We start from the raw sequence: 25,818 nt of genomic DNA on the forward strand, positions 1-25,818 counted from the left end.
CTATGTCATTACTATTTAAGAGTCTTCTCTATTTTGCACTTGGATTATCTGTATGCACATTAGTGTACGCAGATAATTCAGTGCGTAATAAAGAGATTGCTGATCGTTTTGCAAGCTGCGATAAGAACCGTGATGGCAAGCTTACTAAACAAGAAGCAAAAGGTTGTATGCCAAGGGTCTATGACCATTTTAGCTATATCGATACTGACAATAAAAGCTATGTCACGGTTGCTCAGATTCAGGCGCTGGCATCTAAATAGATCATTATGGCCGTAGTATTTCCTGGATTTGAACAGCAGAAAATTGTCATTGCATCTGAAGATGGCCCCATAGAAATTGCCTATCAAGTTGGTGGTAAAGGTCCTGCTTTACTCTTATTACATGGTTTTCCGCAGACCAAGGCAATATGGCATCAAACCGCAACTGCTTTGGCGAAACACTACACAGTGATTGCAGCAGATCTACGGGGGTATGGAGAATCCTCTAAACCACACTGTAAGAGTGATCATTCCAGTTATTCCAAAAGATCTATGGCAGCAGATCAACATGCCTTGATGAAAGCGCTTGGACATCCTCATTTTTTCTTATTAGGGCATGATCGCGGAGGTCGAGTATCACATCGACTGGCAGCAGATTTTCCAGATAGCGTTTTGCGTTTGATGGTTTTAGATATTTCTCCCACCTTATCCATGTATGAGAACACCAGCATGGATTTTGCTAAAGGCTATTGGCACTGGTTTTTCCTAATACAGCCAGAACCCATCCCGGAAACTCTGATTGGGGCTAACCCCGAGTTTTGGTTAAAAAATCATATGGGTAGACATGCTGGAACGGGTATTTTTTCTACTGAAAACTGGGCAGAGTATTTGAAGGGTGCTAGTAATTCACAAAGTATGCATGCCATGTGTGAAGACTATCGTGCGGCGGCCACCATTGATCTTGCTCATGACCGAGAAGACCGTCAGGCAGGAAAACGTTTAGAAATGCCCTTAAGAGTCTTATGGGGTGAGCATGGGTTGGTAAATAAATGCTTTAAACCGCTTGAGGATTGGCAGAAAGTTGCCAAGAATGTTTCTGGAAAAACCGTAGCTTGCGGCCATTACATTCCGGAAGAATTACCAGATGAGCTCATAAGCGAAGCGATCGCATTCTTCAAATAAGCAATATTTACGGGGCTAAATTAGGCATTTTTTTTCCAAGTGGCGGGCAGGGCATTACCACTTCTGGATTTACCAGTAAAAGCTTCTTTTCTTTGCCTGGATAAACCATCCTTGATAAGAGATCCCTCATGAGATTTAAGTGGGTTAGCTTCTTATTGTTGGCATCAATCACTATCCAAGGGGCAAGTTTTGAGCTTGTTTTTTGGAGCATTGCATTTCGAGCTAAGCTGTATTGCTTCCACTTCTTCTGTGCTTGCTCATCTATTGGGCTTATTTTCCATTGCTTTAGGGGGTCTGTTTTACGAGACTGCAGGCGAGCAGCTTGCTCTTCTTTATCAATATCTAAATAGTATTTGATCAGCTGTATCCCAGAACCGACAATTAAGCTTTCAAATTCATTGACTGTATCCATAAACTGCTGATATTGGACATCAGTACAAAAACCCATAACCTTTTCAACACCAGCGCGGTTATACCAACTACGGTTAAAAATAACGATTTCACCGGAAGTGGGTAGTTCAGCTACATAGCGTTGAAAATACCATTCTCCATCTTCACGCTCAGTAGGTTTGCTAAGAGCTACTACACGAGTCTCACGGGGACTTAGGTGAGCTACGATATTTTTAATAGTGCCATCTTTTCCAGCTGTGTCTCGTCCCTCAAGAATGATTAATAAACGTGCTTGGCTAGAAATAATTTGCCGCTGAAGCTTTACTAGCTCAATTTGCAAAAGCCTTATCTGAGCATCATAGTCATCTACTTGGAGGGTAGATTTTAATCTTTTCCCCATTCAGCAATTAAGTAGCTACAACTGGGGCCGGGGCTGAAACCTTAACTTTAACTGCTGTTTTCTTAACTGCAGTCCTTTTTTGGACAACTTTTTTGGCCGGCATTTTCTTTACTACTACTTTCTTAGCAGGAGGCTTTTTGATGCTAGCCTTTTTATCTAATTTATCTAACGCCTTAGATAGCTTATCAATGAGCTTTTCACGATCTGATTCTAATTTGTCTAACGTCTTCATTAAGTCTTTGACCAGTTTCTTTTGACTCATTTTTTCTCCACAAAGTAAATTTTGGTATGTTTTTGGATTACCCTTTCATCCTACGATTTCTTTTTAGCTGTTTCAAGTGATTGTGACAGTTGCAGTAGCTTATTAATTGTCATCAACTATCGCCTCTTTGATCCCAATTCGGGGGAATCATATTTAATGAAAATAGCTAGAGCTAATTCAAAAGACTTAATTAGAGGGGTTCTCAATACTGACTAATATATGGTTAGCAAGCAAGATATCAAGAGCAAGATAAACTAAAATACATATATAAATCAGCTATTTGAGAAGAATATTGAAAGCTTATTCTGGGTGGAAGTTATTGCTAGCCATGAAGCTAATAGTGCGCTCAAAGCCTAAAATACGAATGTAACGCCAAGCAATATCGCGGTACTTACTGTCTAAATAGCCAATCGCTACTTCAGGGTCTACCTGCTTTGATAGATCAATTTGCTGAATTGCGCGGGCCCAACGTTTTAATCTTGTTGACATATTTGTCGCCTCCATGAGCATACAACGCACCTGAATTAGGCTGAGATGACAAGAATTTCAAAAAATCTATAAATATTTGCTGTTTACCCCTTAAATAGAGAGGACTTTATGTGGATTTAGGATATTTTGAGGATCTAGAGCCTTTTTGATACTTTTCATTAGCTCATGGGCTACCTCTCCTTTATGAGCCCTCAATTCTTCAATCTTGAGTTGTCCAACCCCATGTTCTGCTGAAATTGACCCATTACAGAGCTCTACCTGGCCATAAATGAGCTCATGAACTGGTTTCTCATTAGCGGCATTAAAGGCTATGAAATCTGCGCCTTCTGGCGGGGCAACGTTGTAATGGAGGTTGCCATCCCCTAAATGACCAAAATTGATAATTCGGACCCCTGGGTACTTTGCCTTGATGAGAGCATCGGTTTCGCTAATAAAGCGACTGAGCGAAGAAAGGGGGATGGTGATGTCATGTTTCAAATTAGCATCTTCTTGCGCTTGAGCAAGGGTGATATGTTCGCGCATATGCCAAAAGCTATTAGCTTGACTCAGATTGCTTGCAATGACTGCATCAGTAATCAGCTCAGATTCAAGAGCTTCCTCCAATATAGCTTCTAGAAGCTGTTTAACATGATCCTCACTTTCATGATCAGAAAGCTCAATCAAAATCGTAAAAGGAGGGCTTCCTTTTAATGGGTTAGCCATCTGTGGAAAATGTTTATCGATGAGGGTCAAAGATTCTTTAGTCATCATTTCAAAACCAGTGAGAAGTGAAGTAGCCCGCTGTTGAAATAAGTTTAATAAAGCTATCGTAGAGCTAATATCTTGGGTGGCCACTAAAGTCGTCCACTGAGAGATCGGTAAGGGGTACAACTTCATTACGGCAGCAGTAATAATTCCCAAGGTTCCTTCGGAGCCAACATATAAGTCTCGAAGGTCATAACCAGTATTATCTTTACGCAGACCCTTCATGCCATTCCATATTTCCCCATTGGCTGTAACAACCTCCAAGCCAAGACATAAGTCTCGGGTACTTCCATAGCGAAGTACGTTCGTTCCACCTGCATTAGTCGCCAGATTTCCCCCAATCATGCAACTGCCTTCAGCCCCAAGACTAAGCGGAAATAAGAAGCCTTGTTCAGCAGCTTTTTCCTGAATGGTCTGCAAAATACATCCGGCCTCTAAACTGATTGTTTGATTAGCTACGTCGATTTCACGTATTTGTTTCATGCGCTTCAAACTAAGAATGACTTGCTTGCCACTCTGATCAGGCGTAGCGCCACCACATAAACCAGTATTCCCTCCTTGAGGCACGATAGCCGTTTTAGTACCGGCACAGAGCTTTACTATGGCAGCAACCTCTGCGGAGGTCGAGGGTAGCAGAACGGCTAAAGCCCTACCAGTAAAGCGATTACGCCAATCAGTGAGGTAAGGAGCCTTATCTGCATCTTCTGTCAGAACATATTTTAAATCTAAGATAGTGCCTACTTGAATGAGAAAGTCCTGATTCATTTTTGCCCCTGTAATTTCTTTTTCGCTTTTGCTTCTTGTTTGATAGGCTTGAGATACATCAACAAAACAATAAATCCAGTAGTTGCCAGAATAGTTTCGAGTAGCGCCATCCAAAAGTTGGCGCCGGTTTCTAAAATTCGCACTAAACCTTCGGTAACGTAGAGCAGAATTAACATCGATGCCCATTGCATTGTATAGACATTACCCTTCCATAAACCTGGTATGGCGAATAGTAGAGGTATACCTTTCAAAATCAACCAAGAGCCACCGGGACGTAATGGGGAGATAAACCACTCCCAACAAACACACAGAATAAATAGCCCAACGAATGCAGCGGTAGCTATCAATTGATAAGGATTTTTTTCTAGAAGCTTTGTAAACATATAGATCTTTTATGCTGGGATGAGGCGCAATGCAATTTGTGCCAAGCGCTTACCTTGTGCCTTGGCTAAACGCTGTTCCATTACGCTAATGGGCGCACTCCCATCCGCATGAGAAAGATGGGTAACTCCGTATGGACTTCCGCCAGTAGAAGTTGTCATTAACTCAGGCTCGCTATATGGAAGACCTAAGATCACCATACCATGATGAAGCAGGGGAATCATCATGGTGAGTAAGGTACTCTCCTGCCCACCATGCATGCTTCCTGTACTAGTAAAAACACAGGCAGGCTTTCCAATTAAGGCGCCGTTCATCCACTCGGAGGCGCTACCATCCCAAAAATATTTCATAGGAGCTGCCATATTGCCAAAACGTGTGGGAGATCCCAGTGCTAGGCCGATACATTGCTGCAAGTCAGCATATTCAACATATGGCGAACCCTCGCTTGGGACAGGTGCCTCGGTGGCTTCGCAAACTGATGAAACGGGTGGCACAGTTCTTAGGCGTGCATTAACGCCAGGAACTGATTCGATCCCCTCAGCAATTAGGCGAGCTAAATCCCTAGTAGCACCATGCCGGGAGTAGTACAAAACTAAAATATCGTGTTGACTCATATTCTTCTCTTATGATACGGCGATGCGCCTTATTCGTAACCCCCAATTATGGCTCTCTTTTGCCAAAGAGATCTGGGACCGCAATCGGGGTCAAAATCTAAAGCAAATTGCTGCAAGTCTGGCTTTTACTACCACCTTAGCTTTGGTGCCTATGCTAACGCTCGCCACCATATTAATTGGTTATTTGCCAAGTGTGATTCAAATTAAAAATACCTTTCGCTACTGGTTATTAGACACTTATATGCCTGGTGGATTTAATCAACAAATACTCGTTTATCTAAATCAATTCTCAACCAAGGCGCGAGGATTAACCTATATTGGTTTATTTGGTCTAGTCATTACTACGATCATGACTTTAGTTGTTATAGAGGGCGCTTTCAATCAAATATTTAAAGTTCACGAAAAACGACCGATCTATAAGAAGATTTTTATCTATGGTGCAACAACTATTTTAGGACCCATCCTACTTGGCCTTGGGATCTACTTGAGTGGTACTTTGTTTAGCGCCTCTGAAGGTTGGATCAAATCTATTTCAATGGGTTTTCGGGTTATCGCAACTGTTACACCAATATTATTAGCCATCATTGTGTATACCGTTGTTTATAAGATTCTTCCGTATTCTAAGATCTTATGGATGGACGCTATCTCCGGCGCTTTTTTTGCTGCCATTACCTTTGAATTGATGAAGTTTGGATTTGCTATTTTCCTTACCCATATAGCCTTTTATAAGACTGTTTATGGAGCATTTGCCATTTTTCCACTTGCACTGATTTGGATTTATCTAACCTGGTGGATTACGCTTGCAGGAGCAGTTTTGGTCTCTAATCTTCCGGAAGTTCGCAAGGGAGTTGTTAGGATTATTCGTTACTAAAAGCAGGCTGTTTACTCTTGATTCAAGGCGGCCTTAGGAATATATTGAATCTATAAAATCATTGTTTCGGAGAATAGATGAAAGTTCGTGACATATTACGAGTGAAGGGCAGCACCTTATTTACCGTAGCCCCTGATACTGCATTGCAGACAGCAGTATTGGTAATGAGCGAACACGATATTGGTTCTTTAGTTGTAATGGTGTATGACAAATTAGTTGGCATTTTGACATTTCGAGAAGTTATTTCTGCATTATCAAAACATCATGGAAAGTTAGATGGACTTCAAGTCCAATCAGTCATGAATTCAAAGCCACTGACCTGTAATATGGAAACAGAGATTGATGAAGTGCGCCGCATGATGTTAGTAGATCATGCTCGCTACCTTCCTGTGATAGATCAAAAAATACTGATGGGTGTTATCTCTTTTTATGATGTGGCTAAGTCTGTCGTTGAGGCTCAAGACTTTGAAAACACTATGTTAAAGGCCTACATTCGGGATTGGCCAGAAGATACTGAAAAAAGTGTCAATTAAGAAGATCTAGCCCGAAAATTCTGACAAATGACATAATGTCGGTATGTCTGGGAATACTTTAGGCCTCCTTTTTACTGTTACCACTTTTGGTGAGTCACATGGTCCTGCGATAGGGGCTGTGGTTGATGGCTGCCCTCCGGGTATGCTACTTTCGGAGCAAGATCTGCAGGTTGACCTCGATCGTCGTAAACCTGGAACTTCACGCCATGTTACCCAGCGCAAGGAAGAGGACAAGGTTGAGATACTCTCTGGTGTATTTGAAGGCAAGACTACAGGAACGCCGATTGCATTACTGATCCGTAATACTGACCATCGAAGTCAAGATTACGGCGACATCTTGCACACCTTTAGACCTGGTCATGCAGACTATGCATACCATCATAAATATGGTCTACGTGATCCACGAGGTGGGGGTCGTTCCTCTGCTCGCTTAACTGCACCAGTAGTTGCTGCAGCAGCTATTGCTAAAAAGTGGTTAAAACTTCAGTATGGCACCGAGTTCTATGGATATATGAGCCGGTTAGGACATCTTGAAATACCTTTTAAAGATGCTGGGCAAATAAATCAAAATGCATTTTTTGCAGCGAATGCTGAAATTATCCCTCAGCTGGAATCTTATATGGATCAATTACGTAAATCCGGAGATTCTTGTGGGGCAAAGATTGAAGTACGCGCACGCAATGTTCCTATCGGTCTTGGTGAACCATTATTCGACAAGTTTGATGCTGATATTGCACATGCGATGATGGGAATTAATGCTGTGAAGGGTGTTGAAATCGGCTCAGGCTTCAGATCTGTTACGCAGCTTGGTAGCGAACATGGCGATGAACTTTATCCCGATGGTTTTGCTACCAATAATTCAGGCGGTACGCTAGGTGGAATTAGTAGTGGTCAAGATCTACGGGTTTCAATAGCGATTAAGCCTACTTCTAGCATTCACAGCCCGAAACAGTCTATTGATATTACTGGTAAGCCGGTTACTCTCCAAACTAAGGGTCGACATGATCCTTGCGTTGGCATTAGAGCGACCCCAATAGCTGAAGCGATGCTTGCTTTGGTCTTAATAGATCATGCCTTGCGGCACCGCGCACAATGTGGCGATGTGTCACTTTCTGTGCCGCCTATACCTTCTGCACGTCCAGGCTCTCAATTGGATTAGCCTAGAGCAATGAAATGACACCACTGGTTCGCTGGGCCTTCGGGTCCTTTTTCTTTTTGTACTTCGCCTATATTGGTCTGGTGTCACCTTTTGCCAGCTTATTTTTTTTAGATCGCGGGTTTACGGTTATCGAGATTGCAATCTTAATGTCGATGCTGCAAGTCACACGCATTATTGGGCCATTTTTTTGGGGATGGCTCTCAGACTACCTCTCTAATCGAATTGGCATCATTCGTTTTTGTGCTTGCCTTGGGGCATTAACATTTTCTGCTATTTATTTTTTACATAGCTACATCAGCTTCTTTATTTGGATGTTTATCTTACACACCATCCTCAGTAGTCTAATGCCTCTTGGTGAGTCAGCTACCGTCCATGCTTTATTTAAGGACAATTCCTTTGATAAACGCTATGGTCGTTTACGGCTTTGGGGTTCAATTGGTTTCATCGTGATGGTACTTTTTGCAGGTGAATTATTTCAGCGCAACAGTATTGAACTATACCCACTTGTTGGTAGTGTTATTTTGATTGCATTAGCTGCAATAACGTTCTTAATGTACGAACCTAAGCTAGAACGTCATAAGATGGTGAAAGGGGAGTTTTGGGTTGTGTTGCTAAACCCAGATGTACGTTGGTTTTTATTATCTGGTTTTTTTATGCAATTTGCCCACGCAGCCCTCTATGTTTTCTATTCCCTTTATCTGGCTGATCTTGGCTATAACAAATTCCAAATTGGATTATTTTGGGCCTTGGGTGTTTTTGCTGAAGTAGTATTCTTTTACTACCAAAGTAAAGTACTTAGCAGGCTCGACCCAGAAGTTGTTTTACAAGCATCCTTTGGGATTGGGATTATTCGGTTTGTGCTGATGGCTTTCTTGCCCATTACATCTGTATTAATCATTGCGCAGATAATGCATGCAGGAACGTTTGCAGCTCATCATAGCGCGGCAACTAAGCTTTTACAGCGCTGGTTTACTGGGCCGCTTCAGGCTCGCGGACAAGCTTTAATGGCAACCGTTTCATATGGCCTAGGGGGCACTCTAGGAGGCTTATTTGCAGGATGGATCTGGGAGAGCGCTCAACCAAGAGACGTCTTTGTGGTATCCGCTTTTGCTTGTGGATTAGCGGGAATGGCGATTCATAAACTACGACCGCAGCAACATCCCGCTAGGTAGATTTCAATTATTACTGGATCTTTGCCTTAGCGCGTAACTTTTGAGTCATTTCAGCAAACTTCGCTTTTTGCCAATTCTCATCAGAAACGATCATTTGCTTTAATTGATCCTTGATCTCATCCATGCTTGGAGCCTTAACTTCTCTAACATCAAGCATTTTGATAATGTGCCATCCAAATTGAGATTTCACAGGTTTGTCTGTGATCTGAGAATTTTTAAGTTGCACCATAGCCTTTGAAAATTCTGGGACTAGGGCTTTATCAGATACCCATCCTAAATCACCACCATTGGGTGCAGAGCCAGGATCTTTTGATTTTGCCTTAGCAATCTCTTCAAAATTAGCGCCACCTTTTATCTTAGTAATAATTGCTTTGGCATCCGATTCTTTCTCGACCAAAATATGCTCTACGTGATATTCCTTGCCAGTATATTGCGTTTTAACAGATTCATATGCTGCCTTTAACTCAGATTCTGCTACGCCTTCCTTTTCAACAAAATCTTCAAATACAGCCGCCACTAATACACCCATGCGAGATTGCTCCAACTGGTCTCGAACGGATTCTTTTTGAATTAAGCCGCGTTTATCTGCCTCTTGCAAAATTAACTCACGAGTCACTAACATCTCTCTGGCTTGATCTCGAAGTTGTGGGGTATCAGGCTGATTCGACTTTTGCACCAATTTATCTAATTGGGATTTGGGGATGGACTTACCATTCACAATGGCTGCATTTTGAGAAAAAGCAGTGGAAGAGAATAGGCAGGCACTGAAAATACTAATAGAAATAAGATGATGGGTTTTTAACATTGGATTTGGTGTATTAATAGATAAATTTGTTGAACAATAAGGTAAGCGCTCTATATTAAAGCACTATTAGGTCCAGAACTCTTCTGGGGTGAGGGCGGAAATTGTGAGTGCATGAATTTCCCTTGGTATATGCTCATTTAAGGCTTTGTAAATTGCTCTATGACGTGCCACTAGATTTTGACCTGTGAATTCAGGGGCCACTATGGTTACTTTGAAGTGGCCGCCACCAGTAGCCGCTCCTGCATGACCAGCATGAAGGTGACTCTCATCTTCAATAAGAAGATGTTTTAAATCAAATGATTTTTTAAGATCTGCCTCAAAAAGCACGATTCTTTTTTGATTGATATTCATGACTCAGGATTTTCCATATGGCGACTTAACCAAACACCCTGAATAATGACAAATGCAATGAGCAATCCAGTGCTTCCAAAAAGCTTAAAATTAACCCAGGTTTCCTCAGAAAATTCAAAGGCAACATATAAATTGAGAGCACCCATCAGGAAGAAAAAAGCTGCCCAAGCGCGATTTAATGTCGACCATACAGAGCGAGCATTTTGGGCCTTTAAACTCACTTGTTTTCCCATTAAAACCTCAATCCAATTTTTCTTAAAAAATTCGGAGCTGATAAATAGAACAGCAGAAAAAAGCCAATATAGGGCGGTAGGCTTAAGCTGGATAAATGTTTTATCATGCAGAAAAATAGTCAAACTACCAAAGACTAAGATCATTACTAGGCTGACCCATTGCATGGTATCAATTTTACGGTGACGGTAGTAAACCCAAAGAATCTGACCTATGGTGGCGACCATTGCCACAATCGTAGCGGTATAGATATCGGCAAACTTAAAGGCGATAAAAAATAAAATAATGGGGAAGAGGTCAAAAAGAAATTTCATAATGAGATTATGCAGCTATTTGATTTTTAGTCTTTTGGATTGAATGCGGCATTTTCGCTGGGCTCAAAACTGAGTGAAGCAGAGTTAATACAGTAGCGAAGACCAGTTGGGGCAGGGCCATCATCAAAGACGTGACCTAAATGAGCATCGCAATTCGTACAAAGCACCTCGGTCCGAATCATCCCATGGGATCCGTCTTTAACTTCCTTAATGGCTGATTCTTGCTCGGGTGCGTTATAGCTCGGCCATCCACAACCCGCATCAAATTTTGTTCCCGATAGAAAAAGTGGCGTTCCACAACATACACATTTATAGCGGCCTTGATCCCAATGATCCCAGTATTTTCCGGTGAAAGGCCTTTCGGTTGCGGCCTCACGTGTAACTCGATACTCTATGTCACTTAAAACTTCTTTGTATTCTTGATTCGTTTTTTTCATAAAGGAAATCTTAAAAGTATGACCATTTATTAAGAGGAACAGCTTACCTCAATATGATTTTCATCAGGAGGAGGTGGTTTTGAATAATCTTCATATTGGGGTTGGTCATCAAATGGTGTAGCAAGAATAGCCATTAATCTTTGTATTTCTGAAAAATCGTCTTGTTGAGCCATTTCAATTGCCTTTTGAGCCAAATGATTACGCAGTACAAACTTTGGATTAGCTTGCTTCATTAGAGAGGACCGCTCAATATCGTTAATAGTTTCCATCTTAATGCGCTCTAGATAGTCTTTAAACCATTCATCAATTATCTCGCGATCGACAAAATCGTCTCTCATTGAAATATCTTTTACTGACGTTTGTGAACTGATGCTATTCAATCCTCTAAAAAAGGAGGTGAAATCTACTTTTGAGTCATGCATCGCTTGCAAAAGCCTCTCTACTAACAAAATATCCCCCTCAACTATTGCTTGAAGTCCCAATTTTGCTCTAAATAATTTCTGCCATGAATCTGTATATATCAAAGGAAACTCTTCAAGAGCATTACGAAGCATTGTCTGAGCGTTATTTTCAGAGTGCTTTAATTCTAGAAGGGGGAGGAGTGCGCTAGCTAGGCAGGCCATATTCCAATGCATGATCTGAGGTTGGCGATGGTAGGCATAACGACCTCCATGGTCGCTATGGTTGCAGATGTGATCAATTTGAAAGTAATCTAAAAAGCCAAACGGGCCATAGTCAATTGTCAAACCCAATACGCTGATATTGTCACTATTAAGAACCCCATGACAAAAGCCAACAGCTTGCCATCGCGCTACCAACTTTGCATTGCGTTCCAAGATATTTTTAAATAACTCCAAATAGGGCTCTTGCGCAGATTGACAGTGCGGATAATGATCCGCTATCAGAAGGTCGGCCAACTCCTTGAGTCGAGCAATACTTCTCAAGGAGCTAAAGTGTTCAAAATGTCCAATGCGAATAAAGCTAGGTGCAAGGCGAGCACATACAGCAGCCGTCTCCATTTCCTCTCTCAACACCGGAAGTTTGGATCCAACCACCGAAAGTGCCCGGGTAGTGGGAATTCCTAAGCCATGCATCGCTTCGCTACACAAAAACTCTCTGATGGAAGAGCGCAAAACAGCTCGACCATCCCCCATTCTGGAGTAATGAGTTTTACCAGCCCCCTTGAGCTGTAATTCTTGTCCAGCAATATCACCTAAAAGGATCGCTCTACCATCCCCAAGTTGACCAGCCCATACACCAAATTGATGACCACTATATGCGGTTGCTTTAGGGCTAGAAAAATCATGTTGCTTAGTCAGTAGTTGATTGCCCGCCAATAAACTTAACCAAGCAGGATCTGCTGGTAGATTTGACGCGTTTAAATTGATATTCACTAGCCCTGCAGAAGATGGCGAAAAAGCAACCCAATAGGGATCGGGTATGGGGGTAGGTAATGTGTTATGGCAAGCATCTATGCCAGTGAGGGTGAAGGCCATAAGGGACTATTCTAGGTCGAATTCCCAAACTCTGTTTAACCCTCTAAAATTACCTTATGAATAAACAAGTACAAAATAACCCTCAAACTCAGCTTGCTAATTTAGGTGAAGAACTCAATGTTCCGTTTCTGAAGCTGTTAGGTGTCCGATTCCTCAGCGCAGAAATGGGAAAAGGTGAAATCCTACTGGCTCTCAAGCCAGAACACACCAATACTTGGGAAGTAGCACATGGTGGAGTATTGCTAACCTTAATGGATGTCGCAATGGCGGTTGCTGCCAGGTCTGGTGACCCAGCAGATCGAAGCGTAGTCACTATTGAGCTAAAAAATAATTTTATGCAGGCAGCTAATGGGGTTCTTCGTGTTAAAGCCGATACTGTTCGTCACACTGCAACGATGGCATTTTGTGAAGCTAAGTTATATAACGATCAAGGTGAAGTTTGCTGTATGGCTACTGGTACATTTAAATATATTAAACGCCTAGCTACTCGGGATGCAGGTGGGGCAAGGGAAATTAATGACGATCAGCGTTCAGTTTAGGTCAGACAGACAGATTTGAGCCTGGGGCTTTGCTGAGCGCTCCAGTTACGACATCATGACCTACTGTTCCTGATGCATCAAAGCGTCTCTCAACCATTTCAAAATGACCATCTTTTCGAATTCTTAAAACGGTACTTGAACGTGTGCCATAAGAGGGCGTTCTAATAAATGCTGGTGAAAGCGCTTTTTCCCAATCTCGACTGACACCAGTATTTGGTAGCTCATGATCATTAGCTACATGGGTATCAGCCAAAAGCTTTAAATAGTGGTCTGCATTTTTTAATAGACCCTGATCCATTGCCAAGGTTTGGGCAAAGGCAGCGACACGATGATTCACTTTTGGCCATGGGGTATCTAACATTGCATTAGACAATCCATATACTCCTGGAGTTAATGCTTGCTCAGGGAATACTTTGCGTGGTCGAATATTTTGGCCCATGATCATGCGATTACTAACCCAATGCATCTCAGCATTTTCTGGGTCACTTAAATCTGCCATCAGTAAATTAAAGCCGTTGTACTGTTGAAAGCGTTTTACATTGCTTTGAATAAATTCATTTGGACGTTCAGTATTTGTGAGATACAGGAGTGAAAGTTCACCGCGAGTTCGTGCATCGGGATTCTTTTCACTTGGCGCCCTTACATTAGTCAGAGCAGCAAAACGACCAGTTTTAGTAAATCCGAGCCATGTTCCTGGACTTCCCAATACATCAGCACGATCACGGCCAGCTAAAACATGAGGGTGTTCAGGCCACCAGCTAATAGCCTCTGTGTCACGCTCATAAAATTCATCACGATTAGCCGCTACTACCAAGGGATAGTCAGGATGTGATTTCCAAGCAAAAAGAATAAGACACATAACCGATTAAATTTCTAAAAGGGAGTAGGGCAATGAATCTATTTTTAACACAGGTCCATCAATACCGCCAAGGTGTATTTTTCCAGATTCCAGCGCCTCTAACTTACATTCGATCTGAAAATCAACCCGATTGGTAATTTGAGGGTTTGGGGCTGACAAAACAACCATTCCAGCTGGCTGCGTGGGGTCACCCCCTTGATAAAGTTCAACTCCAGGCACGCAGAGGTCAACACCATAGCTACCATCAAGATAAGCTAACTGTAAGCGGCGTTTAATTGCTCCGCGATACTGACTACGAGCTACAATTTCTTGGCCAGGATAGCAACCCTTTTTAAAATCCACTCCTGCAACAGACTCAAAATTAATCATTTGCGGTACAAATTTCTCTTGCGTAGCCAATACAATTCTCGGTATAGCGCTAAGCACTTCCAGGCTATTCCATTGCGTTAGGGCATTCTCATTGCGTTTGCTTACAGATTGCGATGAATGGTGTGCTATGAGAGTACGCGAATAAGACTGCCCATCAAGCAAAACCCCAGGAAGACAAAGTCCAAAATCTTCTGCTCTTAGATTAAGCTCATCAGTTTGTTGAATGTTGCTGTAATAACCTGAAATAAACCATTCACTGGATACATCCTTAACCGTTACCTTTGAGCGCAAGACATACATAGACAGTCTTTTTGCTAGATGGGCAGCGATATCTTTAGATAAAAATAAAGCAAAAATGAGATCATCCGTAATAGAAGATCGATAAGAAGCGAGCCATCCGCTTGCTAATAAGCGACCCTTAGAATTGCAATAGCCAACAAGTCTTACAGCTGATGGAGTTTGGGCAAGCTGAGGTGGTGAAGTTGGTTCTAGGCCCATTACCGTATTGGTAAGTTGGTTTTGTAAGAATGATTTGGCATCGGGCCCTTCAATCAATATCAAGCCCCATTCAGAAAGTGAGGCGAGGCCTGATAAACCGATCTTACTAAGTGTAGGGTTATTTTTGGGGGGGATAGTCATCATCCTTTTATCATAGCCTGATGAGCAGAAAAATTCAGAATAGAAATCTATTCGTCCGTAAAAAATCCAAATTTCCTAGATTTCAGAGCTATCTGCTCGGTTTAACTGCTCTTATTTGCTTGCTTTATGCCTCTATCTTCCTGTTACCAGTAGTTCCAAAGAATGCGAATATTACAGATGTCCCCCTATATAAAATAAAGATCAAGCCACAATCAAGCTTGGCTAGTATTGCTGAGCAGGCCCAAGAGCAGGGACTTCGTTCGAACCCGCTTTTCTTTCAGATAGGTGCGCGAGCTATTTTTGTCGGGTCAAAGCTAAAACCAGGAACCTATCTTCTGCAAACTGAAGCAAGTCTTGGAAAGATTCTTCTACAGATTGCTCGGGGTGATCGTGTGAAAGAAAGTATTGCGATTATTCCTGGAATGACTATTTGGCAGTTACGAGATATCGTTGACTCGCATCCGGAATTAACTCATCAAACTAAAGGGATGAGCTCAAAAGAACTTCTGCAAACCTTAAATTTGAGCCATCCCGGCTTAGAGGGTCTTTTTATGCCTGATACGTATATTTTTGATCCTGAAGACATAGACATTAATATTTATCAACGTGCATCCCAGGCAATGCAAAAAACGCTAAATCAAGAATGGGGGCAAAAAGACCTTAAATTACCACTGAAATCCCCTTACGAATTACTTATTCTGGCGTCAATTGTTGAAAAGGAGACAGGAAGATCATCGGATCGAGGAAAAATTGCAGCCGTCTTAATTAATCGAATCCAAAAAGGGATGCCTCCTCAAACTGATCCCACCGTGATTTATGGAATAGGCTCTCGATTTGATGGAAATTTAAGGAAAGCAGATCTTCGCAAAGACAGTCCTTACAATACCTATATGAACAAAGGATTGCCACCTACACCAATTGCCATGCCAAGCCGTGAATCAATAATTGCTTCAGCGCACCCTGAAAAAAGTAATGCGCTGTATTTTGTTGCAAAGGGTGATGGCAGCAGTCATTTTTCAACTACCTTAAATGAGCATGAGAATGCGGTTGATCGTTACCAACGAAAATCCACTTCTAAAGCGAATCAAATTAAGTAGATAATTGCATGAGCACGATATTTCCTGGTTACTTTATAAGTTTTGAAGGCATAGATGGTGCGGGTAAAAGCACTCACATTGATGCATTCGGTAAACTCTTACAGGACTGCTATCCTCATCAAGAGGTAATCATGACGAGAGAGCCAGGTGGAACTTTCTTGGGTGAGCAACTGAGAAATCTATTGCTTGAGTCCCCAATGAATTTGGAGACCGAGGCTTTATTAATGTTTGCTGCACGCCGCGAACACCTTGCACAAGTGATTGAACCAGCTCTAAAAGCGGGAAAAATTGTGATCTCAGATCGTTTTACCGATGCAAGCTTTGCATATCAAGGTGGAGGACGTGGCTTAAGCCTTATCAAGCTCAATGAATTGGAGTTATGGGTACAGGGACGGGAAAATGGTGCTCTTTTACAACCTAATCTCACCATATTGTTTGATTTACCAGGCTCTGTTGCTGAAGCACGAAGGTCAAAGGTACGGGCGCCAGATAAGTTTGAAAAAATGGATCTTGAGTTTTTTGAACGTGTTCGACAAGAATACCTGCGCCGTGCAAAAGAAGATCCAAAACGTTTTCATTTGGTTGATGCCACACAAACACAAGAATCAATTTGGAATGGCCTAAAAGACTTAAGAATTAACTGATAGATGAATCAACTTTTCCATTCCGAGAAAAATCAAACCGCGCCATGGCTTAACCCTTTAAGGGAAAGCCTAGATCTGCAAAACTTTCCAAGTGCAGTCTTAATATATGGGCAGGCAGGCATTGGTAAATTTCAATTTGCTGTGGAACTAGCCAAAACATTACTCTGTGAGGGGCTTGATGCGCCTAAGCCTTGTCATCAATGTGAGGCTTGCCATTGGTTTGATAGTGCAAATCACCCAGACTTTATTGCACTTGTTCCCGAGACTCATCGTAAATTATTACCCCATGCTCTCTATGAAAGTGACGAGGCTGTTAAAAAAAGTAAGCTTACGTTTGATGATGGTGATGGAGATTCAGGCGAAAAAAAGGAAAAGAAAAATATTGCGATTGAAGAAATCCGTAAAGCTATTGAATCCCTTGCAATAGGATCACATCGAGGTGGAAATCGTGTCATCCTGATTTATCCATTAGAGTCTTTGAGACATGACTCTGCAAATACTTTACTGAAATCACTTGAAGAGCCTCCTCCTAATACAATATTCATTTTGCTTGCCGATCGCTTAGATCGTGTGATCCCCACTATTCGCTCTCGTTGTCGACTCCTTGCGGCGTCTAGACCTGATAGGTCCATAGGTATCGAGTGGCTTCAATCTCAGCTTAAAAATATATCTGGGGCTAAATTTAATGCCTCTGATATTGAATCTATTTATGACGAACAGGGTGGGGCACCTTACGCTGTATTAGAGTCATTGGTGGCCCGTCACAATCAAGATGATAAAGATGAGCTAACTATTTCTATTCAAGCATCCAGAATTTTGCTCCAATCTATGTCACTAGGAGCTCTTATTCAATGGCTTGAGGCAGCTGAGAAAATTCATAAAGCACAATTTTCAGTGCTTCTTGCAACGATGCAGCGCTGGACATCTGACCTGCAGGCGGTTACTCAAGGCGGTGTTCCAAGATACTATCCAAAGCATTTGGAAGCCTTCGAGTCACTTGCCCAACATGTACGAATTCCAAAGTTATTGCAGTTTTGGAAATCTCTCGTTCAATATCGTCGTCATGAAAATCACCCTTTAGCAACTAGGGTGCAACTTGAGGCTTTACTTTCTCTGTACCAACAAGTTTTTGAGGGTTCAGAAGTAAAATAGGCAGTCATGTTTATAGACTCCCATTGCCATCTCGATTTTCCAGAATTTCAGAAGCGCCTTCCCGAGATTTTGGCGAATATGAAAGCTGCTCAGGTAGATCACGCGCTTTGCGTATCGGTAGATTTGCTCGATTTTCCAAATGTATTGAAGCTTGCGCAAGACCACCCCCATCTATACGCATCCGTTGGCGTTCATCCCGACTATGAAGACACACCTGAACCGAGCCTCAAATTTTTAGTAGAAACTGCGGCTAAATATCCAAAGATAGTAGCAATTGGAGAAACCGGCCTTGACTATTTCAGAATGGCGGATCGAAGCTATGATTCTCTCGAATGGCAAAGAGAGCGTTTTAGAATTCATATTCGTGCTGCAATAGCATCCAGAAAGCCTCTGATCGTCCACACTCGTTCTGCCTCTGTAGACACTATCCGCATCCTCAAAGAGGAGGGCGCAGATCAAATTGGTGGAGTCATGCACTGCTTTACAGAGAGTTACGAAGTCGCCAAGGCTGCCATGGATATGGGTTTTTATATCTCATTTTCTGGAATTGTGACTTTTAAAAGTGCCAAAGATCTACAAGAGACATGTAAAAGGGTGCCAATAGATCGAATGATGATTGAGACAGATTCACCCTATTTGGCCCCAATTCCTTATCGAGGCAAGACCAACGAGCCTGCCTGGGTGGCTAAAGTAGGGGAATATATTGCCGATTTGAAAAATATCCCTGTAGAAAAGTTCGCCGATCACACTTCAAACAATTTTTTTCAATGTTTCCATATAGATAGAGCCTTATCTTGAATAGTAATGTTAAATATTTAATTCCCTTATTGTTTGTGCTATTGCATATTACAAACGTGTCAGCACAGTCTGATGCTCAAATTTTAGATTTCGCAAAAGCAGCTAAATTTAATGATGTGAAAGAAGTTAAATCGCTTCTCAGTCAGGGAATCAATCCTAATACCGTTGATAGTAATGGCAATCCTATGTTGGTTTTAGCCGTAAGAGATCGTTCTTATGCAGTTATTGAGGTCCTTTTAAGTGCAAAAGGTATGGATGTGGACTTATCAGATAAAAATGGTGAAACCCCTTTAATGATGGCTTCAATTAATGGTGACCTGCCTCTAGTGCAGACCTTAGTATTAAAAAATCGGGCACAGTTGGATCATATTAGTTGGACTCCGCTTCATTACGCTTGCGCTAAGGGGCATTTGAATGTTGCACAGTTTTTACTGGCTAATGGCGCAATAGTTGACTCATTAAGTCTTGGTGGTACAACACCATTGATGATGGCAGTCCAGTCTGGTAATGAATATCTTGTCAAACTCTTATTGGACAAAGGCTCTAATCTTCAATTGCGTAATGAAGCAGGTTTCAGTGCAATTGACATTGCGGACATATACAACAAGCCAGCCATTAGTGAAGGGCTCAGATCTAGATGGTTAAAGCTATATAAACAAGCCTATAAGGGACCTGTTAACGTGGTTAAATCCAATTAACCATTGTTACTTATTGCGTATAATCAATATTATGTCAAATAAGAAGTTATTCTTTTATTATAGCTATTGAAACTTACATGGAAGTCTTTAGCTATCTACCCACCCTACATCAGCTAGTTAGTCAGTTGAATGATGACATTGGAAATACGCAATACTATTGGATTATTGCTTTTGCAAGTGGCATGCTGGTATTCCATGGAATGTACATTATGTTGGTGGTACTTTGCTTCCATAAGTTAATTGAATGGCTTAGCAATAAACGGCATATGACAAAGGATTTTTTACATGCATTCCGTATAGCTGCCGTCATTTCATATTTCATTTCTATTCTTTTGGTAATCCTTGGGCATTTTGCTGACATCCTCATGTGGACTTATGCACTGATTGCATTAAAAATCTTTACCAGCAATCCTGAAGCATTTTATTTTGCTGGAGAGATGTATACAACTGTTGGATTCGGATCGTATCAATTAGAAAAGAATTGGCGTATCTTGCCCATCATTATTGCATTTACAGGTATCTTTGCGGCCTCAATGTCAGGTGCTGCCCTATTTAATATGTTGAGTTCCTTAATTGACAAGAGTCGGACTACGAGCGGTAACTCAAGCTTTAGTTAATTGAGGCTTTTTGCTTAAATACCAGCTCTAAAACTCTTCCGTTGGATTCTTGAGATCTGATGCGACCTGGCAACCATTCCAAATCCTTTGCGAGCCAAATATCAACTTGACGTTTATAGGGATTACTTTCTCGTTGCATCAATGCGTAATGTCTAATGGTCGTCTTTCCAAGGTTAGGTACATCCTCTGTAATGGCTTCCCCATAACTCTTGAATTGCCACATTTCTAGGGTGTTGTAGTCAACTACAGGTATGGAACGTATGCTCCCTGCCTCATCTATTTTGTTATCCCCGTTCAGCAAGGAGGCTAACTGAAACATTAAACTAAAGCGGTCTTGGGTACCAGGAATAATTTCAGGAGTGAATTCAGGTTTTTCAGAGAAATACATCTGCCCTCCTCCTTTTTCATTTCTATCAAAACGTGAATATCTTGGATTTCGGGTTCCTCTTTGGGACCAATAGATTGAGGGGGCAATCCCGTAAGCGTCAACAGTACCTCGTGATTCAAATACAAAAGGACCAACAAAGGCGTAGGGAATATTAATATATAGACGATAACTATTGCCAACGACCTCCCAGTCAATTTGACCAGCTTGAAACTGTTGCCCATCCAGAAAAGAGTCATAGTAAATAATTGCTGATTGGGGCAACCTAAAGGGAGCGCCCTTTTGATCTGCACCCCCTCCTAGATCAGCGCCAGCAGTTAGACCGCCTGGAGTATGAGCATTTGGATCCTCCACTGAAGATTGATTCTGATTGGCTTGGGAAGGACTTTTTTGTGGCGTCTTAGATGTTTGAATCTTCTTTGGGGGCTCAACTCGAAGTTCAGTTTTAATAATCAGATCTTCTGGAATCTCTGTGCCCGAGGAAAAAGATAAAAAAGGAATTCCAAAATAAAGAATAAGGTGGCCCAATAAAGATAGGGTCAAGGCAGCTATCACCACCCATATGGATTTCATATGGGGAATATTTAATTTAGACTGCGTCAACTTTGAGAACAGAAAGAGTGATCAAGTAAACGGCTATTTTTTGGCAGATTTGCTGATAAAAAATCCATTTGATCAGCCAAAATATTTCGACCCTTTAAAATCATATCTTCATAGAGGCTAGGTTGATATGGCGTATAAAGCAAACCCATTCCAGCGATTTCTGGTGTTCGATTACCTTTACGTTGATTACAAGGTCTACAAGAAATGACTAAATTCATCCAGTTGTATTTGCCACCACGACTATTAGGAATAATATGCTCAGCTTCAGCCTGACTTTCATGAATAGCATCGCCACAATAAGCACAAAGTCCACGATCACGTTTAAACAGTTTATGTTTAGTGATCGCTGGAACTACATCAAAGAGATTGATTTTAGAGCTGCCATTGATGGCAATAATTGAATGAAGGTCAATAATGGATTGTTGGCCGCTCATTCTTGAAATACCACCACGCATCCTGAAAATAGGATCACCTAATGTCCATAGAACGCTATTATCCGCATAGTGCTTGGTCGCCTCTTCGGCATTAACCCAACCCTGCGGAATTCCACCGGCGTCTAGTTTTAATATACTCAGCACAATCTCTCCTTTCTAGATCGGCCATAAGGGGCCTCAATCGTTTATATAATCTTACAGAAGATATGCTCGTCAATCAATTGCCTATTTAGATATAAATTCTAAGACCTTATATAGGTAATTTCCATAGTCAGCAATACCATGATCACTCCCCTCTAGAACCAATTGATTAGCACCTTCATAAAACTCAACCATCTCTTTCCAGTCTAGATGCTCATCACCTTTGGCAGCAATCAAAAAATATCGCTCAGGACTGGTAATTTTCTCAACCTGAAGTGCTTTTAACTCATCAATGTATTCAGGACGAAAATCAAAGGGCTCATCATTATCGTATGTGGTGAGCATTCCAACATGTGGCGCCAATTCTCGAGCAGCCCTTACCGCGGGGTTTAGAGCGACGGCCTTGCAAGCATATCTCTCAGCTAAATAATTAGCATAAAAACCACCCAAAGAAGATCCAATAATCACAATACTATCGGCTCCAGACTGATCAATATAATTTGAGACCATATCCATGCTTTGCTTTGGGGATGCAAATAGTTGTGGACAGTACCACTCAATAGGATTTTCTTTGTTAGATAACGCCCTCACGGCATCACCAGTCTTGTGAGCCTTACTAGATCTCGGAGAAGACCGAAATCCGTGTAAATAGACTAGTAAGGTTGATGGCATATTTAAGTCTTAGACTCTTGACCTATTTCAAAGTTGGCCAGCTTCTCAAGCGCCTTAACCATTGCCGAGTGGTCCCATGCTTTACCACCATGAGCAGCGCATGAGTTAAACAATTCCTGCGCAGTAGCCGTATTTGGAAGCGACACGCCAAGAGCACGTGCGCAATTGAGAGCAAGATTCAAGTCCTTTTGGTGTAACTCAATACGAAATCCAGGATCAAATGTTCTTTTAACCATCCTCTCACCATGTACCTCTAATATTTTTGAGCTCGCAAACCCGCCCATCAGTGCTTGACGTACTTTCGCAGGATCTGCACCGGCTTTTGAGGCAAACAATAGTGCCTCTGCTACCGCTTCAATATTTAAAGCAACAATAATTTGATTTGCTACCTTGGCTGTTTGTCCATCTCCATTTTTACCTACAAGGTTGATATTCTTGCCCATTAAATCAAGAATAGGCTTGATAGTTTCAAAAACTTTTTCATCTCCACCAACCATGATTGAGAGTGTGGCATTTTTAGCGCCAACTTCGCCACCAGAAACTGGAGCATCCAAGTAGTCACAACCAAGAGCATTTATTTTCTTGGCAAACTCTCTGGTAGATATTGGAGAAATAGAACTCATATCCACAATCACTTTGCCTTTACTAAGGCCAGATGCAACGCCCTTATCACCAAACAATACATTTTCCACATCAGGTGTATCTGGAACCATAATGAAGATAACATCCGCTTGCTCAGCTACAGCCTGAGGCGATGGGCATTGAATTGCTTTCGTACCAGCCAATATTTCTGGGACTTTACTACGAGTATTTATAAAAAGTTCATATCCTGCGTTGACTAGATGGTTTGCCATTGGTGCGCCCATAATTCCTAGGCCAATGAAGCCAAGCTTTTTTTGATTACTCATACAGTCTCCTTAGTTATTATTAAATGATTAAATAGATTGAATCCAACCCAAACCAGATTCAGTATTACTTAAGGGTTTGTATTCACAACCAATCCATCCCTGATATCCCAAGCGATCAATCAATTTAAATAGATAGGAATAATTGATCTCGCCTGTACCGGGCTCATTCCGCCCTGGGTTATCTGCTAATTGAATATGAGCAATTTTAGATAAATATTTTTCAATCGTATTAGCAAGCTCACCTTCCATGCGCTGCGCATGATAGATATCATATTGAACGAATAAATTGCTTGAATTTACTTCATCGATAATCCCAATAGCTTGCTTAGTAGTGGATAAAAAGAAACCGGGAATATCAAAAATATTGATGGGCTCTATCAGCAATCGAATATTTACTTTTTGTAGCTCATCGGCAGCAAATTGAAGATTTGAGATGAAGGTATCACGCAGTAGTTTAGATTCAACTCCTACAGGAGCTTTGCCTGCAAGACAGTTGAGCTGTGGGGTACCTAAAATATGGGCATATTCAACAGCCTTAGTTACTCCTGAGCGAAATTCCTCAACCCGTTCTGGTAAACAGGCGATTCCCCGCTCCCCAGCATCCCAGTCACCCGCAGGTAAATTATTAAGCACTAATTTAAGCTGATGTTGATCTAGCTTTTGCTTAATTTCGTTTGCAGAAAAAGCGTATGGAAAGAGAAACTCAACACCTTTGAAACCTGCATTTGATGCTTTTTCGAAGCGCTCCATAAATGAAACCTCATTAAAGAGCATGGTGAGATTGGCTGCTAGCTTTGGCATATGAACCTTTTACTTAGATATTTCAAAAGAATGATATTAACAAATATGTCTACGATCCGCATAAGAACTACATCTTCACTAAAAACGCTATTAATTACTAAAAGTGAGCTAATATTTGTAATAGAAGTATTTAATTACAAAGGAATTAATGAATATCAAATTTACAGCGATCGCCTTTACTCTTGTAGCTTTAATCGGAGGAACTTCTACTCTGATGGCACAGACTAAACCAATTGATACTGCCGGATCTAAACCAATGGTTATTGATGCAGCCATAACAGATAACCGTTATCAATTATATGAAGGTGAAGTTCTAAAAACTGATCCAAAAACTCGCACAATCACTTTCAAAAACAAAGAAGGTGAGTCAAAGTTTGTAGCTGGACCAGAAATTACTAATTTTGCACAAATCAAAAAAGGTGATCGTGTAAATGTAACCTATGAAACAGCGGTTGCAATAGAGCTTATTAAAACAAAGAGCACTGGTATTCGTAGTAAAGTAGAAACTAGTACGGTTACAAACTCTAAGCCTAATGAAAAACCTTCTGAACTCATAGCCAACACTACCACGATCATTGCAGATATCGTTGGCGTAGACCGTGATAAAAAATTGGTATCCGTTAAAGGACCTAGCGGTAATATAACAACTGTCACCGTGAAGAACCCAGCTCTTCTAGCAGATGTAGCTGTTGGTGAACAAGTTAAGGTGGTTTATTTTGATGCAATGGCCGCCTCTATTACAACGCCTAAGAAAAAATAGCCTTCAACTATCTGCAGGAAAAAAAGTCCCTATCTTGGGGCTTCTTTTATTAGATCATCTACATTCATATTGATGAAACGGTGTACACCTTAGGATTTATCGATATCCTTAGCAAGAATTCTTCGGATCGTCCTAATAGTAATCTCAGGGTGTATCACGATTAAATATTCCTGAATCAGCGTAGATCTTCGTGTTAATGAGTCGATATGTTCGCCGATATGTTTACTAGCCTCAAGTATGTCTTCAATCAGAGTCCGCTCTAAATAATTCTCGACCTCGTTTCTTTTTACCAAGAGGACTTTATTAGGGGCGGATTTTTTTGGATTGGACATACAAATAGTAGAGAAAAAGCCCGATTGCTCGGGCTTTTTTACTTAATCTGGCGGAACGGACGGGACTCGAACCCGCGACCCTCTGCGTGACAGGCAGATATTCTAACCAACTGAACTACCGCTCCAAATTGCATAAACAAAGACTAACTATTGCTACCAGAAATCTGGCGTCCCCAGGGGGATTCGAACCCCCGTACTCACCGTGAAAGGGTGATGTCCTAGGCCTCTAGACGATGGGGACCTGGACCACTAACTATCAAAAACTTGGTGTTGATAAGGATGGGTTATGCATGCTTCCGAAACGCTTTGATAGAAATAGGCAAAAATTTAGTTGATAAATAGATAGGTGATAGTTGCAAGAACTAAAACCCTAGAATTCGTCACCAAATGATCACATTCCTTACCAATCACCTGCTACTTAATACATCTTAATAGCCGAAATTATAGCCCAAATCTATCGCCATCGTTAAAAGTAATTGTTTTCTCTTTCTAAGAGCTATACATTTATACTTGAAATATATATATAAATCAAATTAGCAAATATTAAATGGGTAAAAAAAATGAGAACTGGGGTGGAAAACGACTCAACGCTGGAATACCTAGGATAGAGGGCGGTCGAAGAGTTTTGGTCACTCTTAAACCTGAGCATATTGAGTTAGCCACACTACTGGGAAATGGCAATATGGCCTCAGGTGTAAGGAAGGCGCTTGAATTAGTGCCAAATGGAACAAAACGCAGTAAAAGCTAATTCCGCAATATCTCAGACATCATTTAATTAGCATATCTGCTAGAGTAT

The 25,818-nt window shown here is 41.4% G+C and carries 34 protein-coding genes and 2 tRNA genes; 15 read left to right on the forward strand and 21 right to left on the reverse strand.

All coding sequences use genetic code 11. From position 1 onward, the window contains the following. Positions 1 to 2: 2 nt before the first annotated feature. Both ABWP14_RS06120 and ABWP14_RS06125 read left to right on the forward strand, forming a co-directional pair. Entirely contained in the window at positions 3 to 260 is a 258-nt protein-coding gene (locus tag ABWP14_RS06120; RefSeq protein WP_353202088.1) for an EF-hand domain-containing protein, read from the forward strand. Positions 261 to 266: 6 nt separating this feature from the next. Then, entirely contained in the window at positions 267 to 1,160 is an 894-nt protein-coding gene (locus ABWP14_RS06125) for an alpha/beta fold hydrolase (RefSeq protein WP_353202089.1), read from the forward strand. Positions 1,161 to 1,167: 7 nt separating this feature from the next. Here the strand turns inward: ABWP14_RS06125 and ppk2 are convergent, their stop codons facing one another. From ppk2 to wrbA, 6 genes are all read right to left on the reverse strand, one after another. Continuing rightward, the gene (gene ppk2 / locus ABWP14_RS06130; RefSeq protein ID WP_353202090.1) at positions 1,168 to 1,950 is read right to left on the reverse strand and encodes a polyphosphate kinase 2; all 783 of its coding nucleotides are present in this window, start codon (positions 1,948 to 1,950) and stop codon (positions 1,168 to 1,170) included. Positions 1,951 to 1,957: 7 nt separating this feature from the next. Continuing rightward, entirely contained in the window at positions 1,958 to 2,212 is a 255-nt protein-coding gene (locus ABWP14_RS06135) for a serine/threonine protein kinase (RefSeq protein WP_353202091.1), read from the reverse strand. Positions 2,213 to 2,512: 300 nt separating this feature from the next. Next, on the reverse strand, positions 2,513 to 2,701 hold the full coding sequence (locus ABWP14_RS06140) for a hypothetical protein (RefSeq protein ID WP_028819478.1): 189 nt from the start codon (positions 2,699 to 2,701) through the stop codon (positions 2,513 to 2,515). A gap of 90 nt (positions 2,702 to 2,791) precedes the next feature. Then, complete coding sequence (locus ABWP14_RS06145; RefSeq protein WP_353202092.1) at positions 2,792 to 4,210, reverse strand: FAD-binding oxidoreductase; 1,419 nt, start codon at positions 4,208 to 4,210, stop codon at positions 2,792 to 2,794. Beyond that, complete coding sequence (locus tag ABWP14_RS06150; RefSeq protein ID WP_353202093.1) at positions 4,207 to 4,593, reverse strand: DUF2069 domain-containing protein; 387 nt, start codon at positions 4,591 to 4,593, stop codon at positions 4,207 to 4,209. The genes ABWP14_RS06145 and ABWP14_RS06150 overlap by 4 nt, the downstream gene beginning before the upstream one ends. A 9-nt stretch (positions 4,594 to 4,602) precedes the next feature. Continuing rightward, a complete protein-coding gene (gene wrbA / locus ABWP14_RS06155; protein ID WP_353202094.1) occupies positions 4,603 to 5,205 on the reverse strand; it encodes an NAD(P)H:quinone oxidoreductase in 603 nt (200 codons plus the stop codon). 22 nt (positions 5,206 to 5,227) lie between these two features. Between wrbA and ABWP14_RS06160 the strand changes: the two genes are divergently transcribed. The 4 genes from ABWP14_RS06160 (at position 5,228) to ABWP14_RS06175 (ending at position 8,940) form a co-directional block, all read left to right on the forward strand. After that, a complete protein-coding gene (locus tag ABWP14_RS06160; RefSeq protein ID WP_353202095.1) occupies positions 5,228 to 6,076 on the forward strand; it encodes a YihY family inner membrane protein in 849 nt (282 codons plus the stop codon). 77 nt (positions 6,077 to 6,153) lie between these two features. Further along, positions 6,154 to 6,609: a CBS domain-containing protein gene (locus ABWP14_RS06165; protein WP_353202096.1), complete on the forward strand. Its 456-nt coding sequence runs from the start codon at positions 6,154 to 6,156 to the stop codon at positions 6,607 to 6,609. A 43-nt stretch (positions 6,610 to 6,652) separates the two neighbouring features. After that, positions 6,653 to 7,768 (forward strand): chorismate synthase, encoded by a 1,116-nt coding sequence (gene aroC, locus ABWP14_RS06170; protein ID WP_353202097.1) that lies wholly within the window; start codon positions 6,653 to 6,655, stop codon positions 7,766 to 7,768. Between the two features lie 14 nt (positions 7,769 to 7,782). Beyond that, entirely contained in the window at positions 7,783 to 8,940 is a 1,158-nt protein-coding gene (locus ABWP14_RS06175) for an MFS transporter (protein WP_353202098.1), read from the forward strand. Between the two features lie 10 nt (positions 8,941 to 8,950). Here ABWP14_RS06175 and ABWP14_RS06180 read toward each other — a convergent pair whose 3' ends face one another. The 5 genes from ABWP14_RS06180 to ABWP14_RS06200 form a co-directional block, all read right to left on the reverse strand. Beyond that, on the reverse strand, positions 8,951 to 9,745 hold the full coding sequence (locus ABWP14_RS06180; protein ID WP_353202099.1) for a peptidylprolyl isomerase: 795 nt from the start codon (positions 9,743 to 9,745) through the stop codon (positions 8,951 to 8,953). A gap of 66 nt (positions 9,746 to 9,811) precedes the next feature. Further along, complete coding sequence (locus tag ABWP14_RS06185; RefSeq protein WP_353202100.1) at positions 9,812 to 10,096, reverse strand: BolA family protein; 285 nt, start codon at positions 10,094 to 10,096, stop codon at positions 9,812 to 9,814. Further along, on the reverse strand, positions 10,093 to 10,641 hold the full coding sequence (locus ABWP14_RS06190; RefSeq protein ID WP_353202101.1) for a septation protein A: 549 nt from the start codon (positions 10,639 to 10,641) through the stop codon (positions 10,093 to 10,095). The genes ABWP14_RS06185 and ABWP14_RS06190 overlap by 4 nt, the downstream gene beginning before the upstream one ends. Positions 10,642 to 10,667: 26 nt before the next feature. After that, positions 10,668 to 11,078, reverse strand: coding sequence for a peptide-methionine (R)-S-oxide reductase MsrB (gene msrB, locus ABWP14_RS06195; RefSeq protein ID WP_353202102.1), 411 nt, complete (start codon positions 11,076 to 11,078; stop codon positions 10,668 to 10,670). A gap of 29 nt (positions 11,079 to 11,107) precedes the next feature. Next, entirely contained in the window at positions 11,108 to 12,574 is a 1,467-nt protein-coding gene (locus tag ABWP14_RS06200) for a protein adenylyltransferase SelO (protein WP_353202103.1), read from the reverse strand. 56 nt (positions 12,575 to 12,630) lie between these two features. Here ABWP14_RS06200 and ABWP14_RS06205 point away from each other — a divergent pair, with 56 nt between their 5' ends. After that, a complete protein-coding gene (locus ABWP14_RS06205) occupies positions 12,631 to 13,113 on the forward strand; it encodes a PaaI family thioesterase (protein WP_353202104.1) in 483 nt (160 codons plus the stop codon). Position 13,114: 1 nt separating this feature from the next. Here the strand turns inward: ABWP14_RS06205 and ABWP14_RS06210 are convergent, their stop codons facing one another. Then, positions 13,115 to 13,972, reverse strand: a complete 858-nt coding sequence (locus ABWP14_RS06210; RefSeq protein ID WP_353202105.1) for an NRDE family protein — start codon at positions 13,970 to 13,972, stop codon at positions 13,115 to 13,117. A 6-nt stretch (positions 13,973 to 13,978) separates the two neighbouring features. After that, entirely contained in the window at positions 13,979 to 14,980 is a 1,002-nt protein-coding gene (ygfZ, locus tag ABWP14_RS06215; protein WP_353202106.1) for a CAF17-like 4Fe-4S cluster assembly/insertion protein YgfZ, read from the reverse strand. A gap of 20 nt (positions 14,981 to 15,000) precedes the next feature. Here ygfZ and mltG point away from each other — a divergent pair, with 20 nt between their 5' ends. The 6 genes from mltG (at position 15,001) to ABWP14_RS06245 (ending at position 19,986) form a co-directional block, all read left to right on the forward strand. Further along, complete coding sequence (gene mltG, locus ABWP14_RS06220) at positions 15,001 to 16,077, forward strand: endolytic transglycosylase MltG (RefSeq protein ID WP_353202107.1); 1,077 nt, start codon at positions 15,001 to 15,003, stop codon at positions 16,075 to 16,077. Positions 16,078 to 16,085: 8 nt separating this feature from the next. After that, on the forward strand, positions 16,086 to 16,721 hold the full coding sequence (tmk, locus tag ABWP14_RS06225) for a dTMP kinase (RefSeq protein WP_353202108.1): 636 nt from the start codon (positions 16,086 to 16,088) through the stop codon (positions 16,719 to 16,721). 3 nt (positions 16,722 to 16,724) lie between these two features. After that, positions 16,725 to 17,873 carry a DNA polymerase III delta subunit-related protein gene (locus ABWP14_RS06230; RefSeq protein WP_353202109.1) on the forward strand — a complete coding sequence of 383 codons (1,149 nt, stop codon included), beginning with the start codon at positions 16,725 to 16,727 and terminating at the stop codon, positions 17,871 to 17,873. A 6-nt stretch (positions 17,874 to 17,879) separates the two neighbouring features. Next, a complete protein-coding gene (locus tag ABWP14_RS06235) occupies positions 17,880 to 18,671 on the forward strand; it encodes a TatD family hydrolase (protein WP_353202110.1) in 792 nt (263 codons plus the stop codon). 56 nt (positions 18,672 to 18,727) lie between these two features. Continuing rightward, entirely contained in the window at positions 18,728 to 19,369 is a 642-nt protein-coding gene (locus tag ABWP14_RS06240) for an ankyrin repeat domain-containing protein (protein ID WP_353202111.1), read from the forward strand. 77 nt (positions 19,370 to 19,446) lie between these two features. After that, the gene (locus ABWP14_RS06245; RefSeq protein WP_353202112.1) at positions 19,447 to 19,986 is read left to right on the forward strand and encodes an ion channel; all 540 of its coding nucleotides are present in this window, start codon (positions 19,447 to 19,449) and stop codon (positions 19,984 to 19,986) included. On the opposite strand, the gene ABWP14_RS06250 is transcribed toward ABWP14_RS06245, so the two are convergent. From ABWP14_RS06250 to hyi, 5 genes are all read right to left on the reverse strand, one after another. Then, positions 19,979 to 20,944 carry a DUF3108 domain-containing protein gene (locus tag ABWP14_RS06250; protein ID WP_353202113.1) on the reverse strand — a complete coding sequence of 322 codons (966 nt, stop codon included), beginning with the start codon at positions 20,942 to 20,944 and terminating at the stop codon, positions 19,979 to 19,981. The two genes, ABWP14_RS06245 and ABWP14_RS06250, sit on opposite strands and share 8 nt — an antisense overlap. A gap of 26 nt (positions 20,945 to 20,970) precedes the next feature. Continuing rightward, a complete protein-coding gene (locus tag ABWP14_RS06255) occupies positions 20,971 to 21,552 on the reverse strand; it encodes an HNH endonuclease (protein ID WP_502930150.1) in 582 nt (193 codons plus the stop codon). 81 nt (positions 21,553 to 21,633) lie between these two features. Next, complete coding sequence (locus ABWP14_RS06260) at positions 21,634 to 22,221, reverse strand: YqiA/YcfP family alpha/beta fold hydrolase (RefSeq protein ID WP_353202114.1); 588 nt, start codon at positions 22,219 to 22,221, stop codon at positions 21,634 to 21,636. 2 nt (positions 22,222 to 22,223) lie between these two features. Then, positions 22,224 to 23,129, reverse strand: a complete 906-nt coding sequence (gene glxR, locus ABWP14_RS06265; RefSeq protein WP_353202115.1) for a 2-hydroxy-3-oxopropionate reductase — start codon at positions 23,127 to 23,129, stop codon at positions 22,224 to 22,226. Positions 23,130 to 23,156: 27 nt separating this feature from the next. Continuing rightward, complete coding sequence (gene hyi, locus ABWP14_RS06270; RefSeq protein ID WP_353202116.1) at positions 23,157 to 23,930, reverse strand: hydroxypyruvate isomerase; 774 nt, start codon at positions 23,928 to 23,930, stop codon at positions 23,157 to 23,159. Positions 23,931 to 24,078: 148 nt separating this feature from the next. Between hyi and ABWP14_RS06275 the strand changes: the two genes are divergently transcribed. Continuing rightward, positions 24,079 to 24,690 (forward strand): hypothetical protein, encoded by a 612-nt coding sequence (locus ABWP14_RS06275; RefSeq protein ID WP_353202117.1) that lies wholly within the window; start codon positions 24,079 to 24,081, stop codon positions 24,688 to 24,690. A gap of 89 nt (positions 24,691 to 24,779) precedes the next feature. Here the strand turns inward: ABWP14_RS06275 and ABWP14_RS06280 are convergent, their stop codons facing one another. From ABWP14_RS06280 to ABWP14_RS06290, 3 genes are all read right to left on the reverse strand, one after another. After that, on the reverse strand, positions 24,780 to 25,022 hold the full coding sequence (locus ABWP14_RS06280) for a hypothetical protein (RefSeq protein ID WP_353202118.1): 243 nt from the start codon (positions 25,020 to 25,022) through the stop codon (positions 24,780 to 24,782). Between the two features lie 48 nt (positions 25,023 to 25,070). Further along, a tRNA-Asp gene (locus ABWP14_RS06285) sits at positions 25,071 to 25,147 on the reverse strand. 40 nt (positions 25,148 to 25,187) lie between these two features. Beyond that, a tRNA-Glu gene (locus ABWP14_RS06290) sits at positions 25,188 to 25,263 on the reverse strand. 306 nt (positions 25,264 to 25,569) lie between these two features. Here ABWP14_RS06290 and ABWP14_RS06295 point away from each other — a divergent pair. Beyond that, positions 25,570 to 25,770: a hypothetical protein gene (locus ABWP14_RS06295; protein WP_353202119.1), complete on the forward strand. Its 201-nt coding sequence runs from the start codon at positions 25,570 to 25,572 to the stop codon at positions 25,768 to 25,770. The last annotated feature ends 48 nt before the right edge of the window (positions 25,771 to 25,818 follow it).

The sequence above is a fragment of the Polynucleobacter sp. genome (assembly GCF_040400325.1).
Lineage (GTDB): Bacteria > Pseudomonadota > Gammaproteobacteria > Burkholderiales > Burkholderiaceae > Polynucleobacter.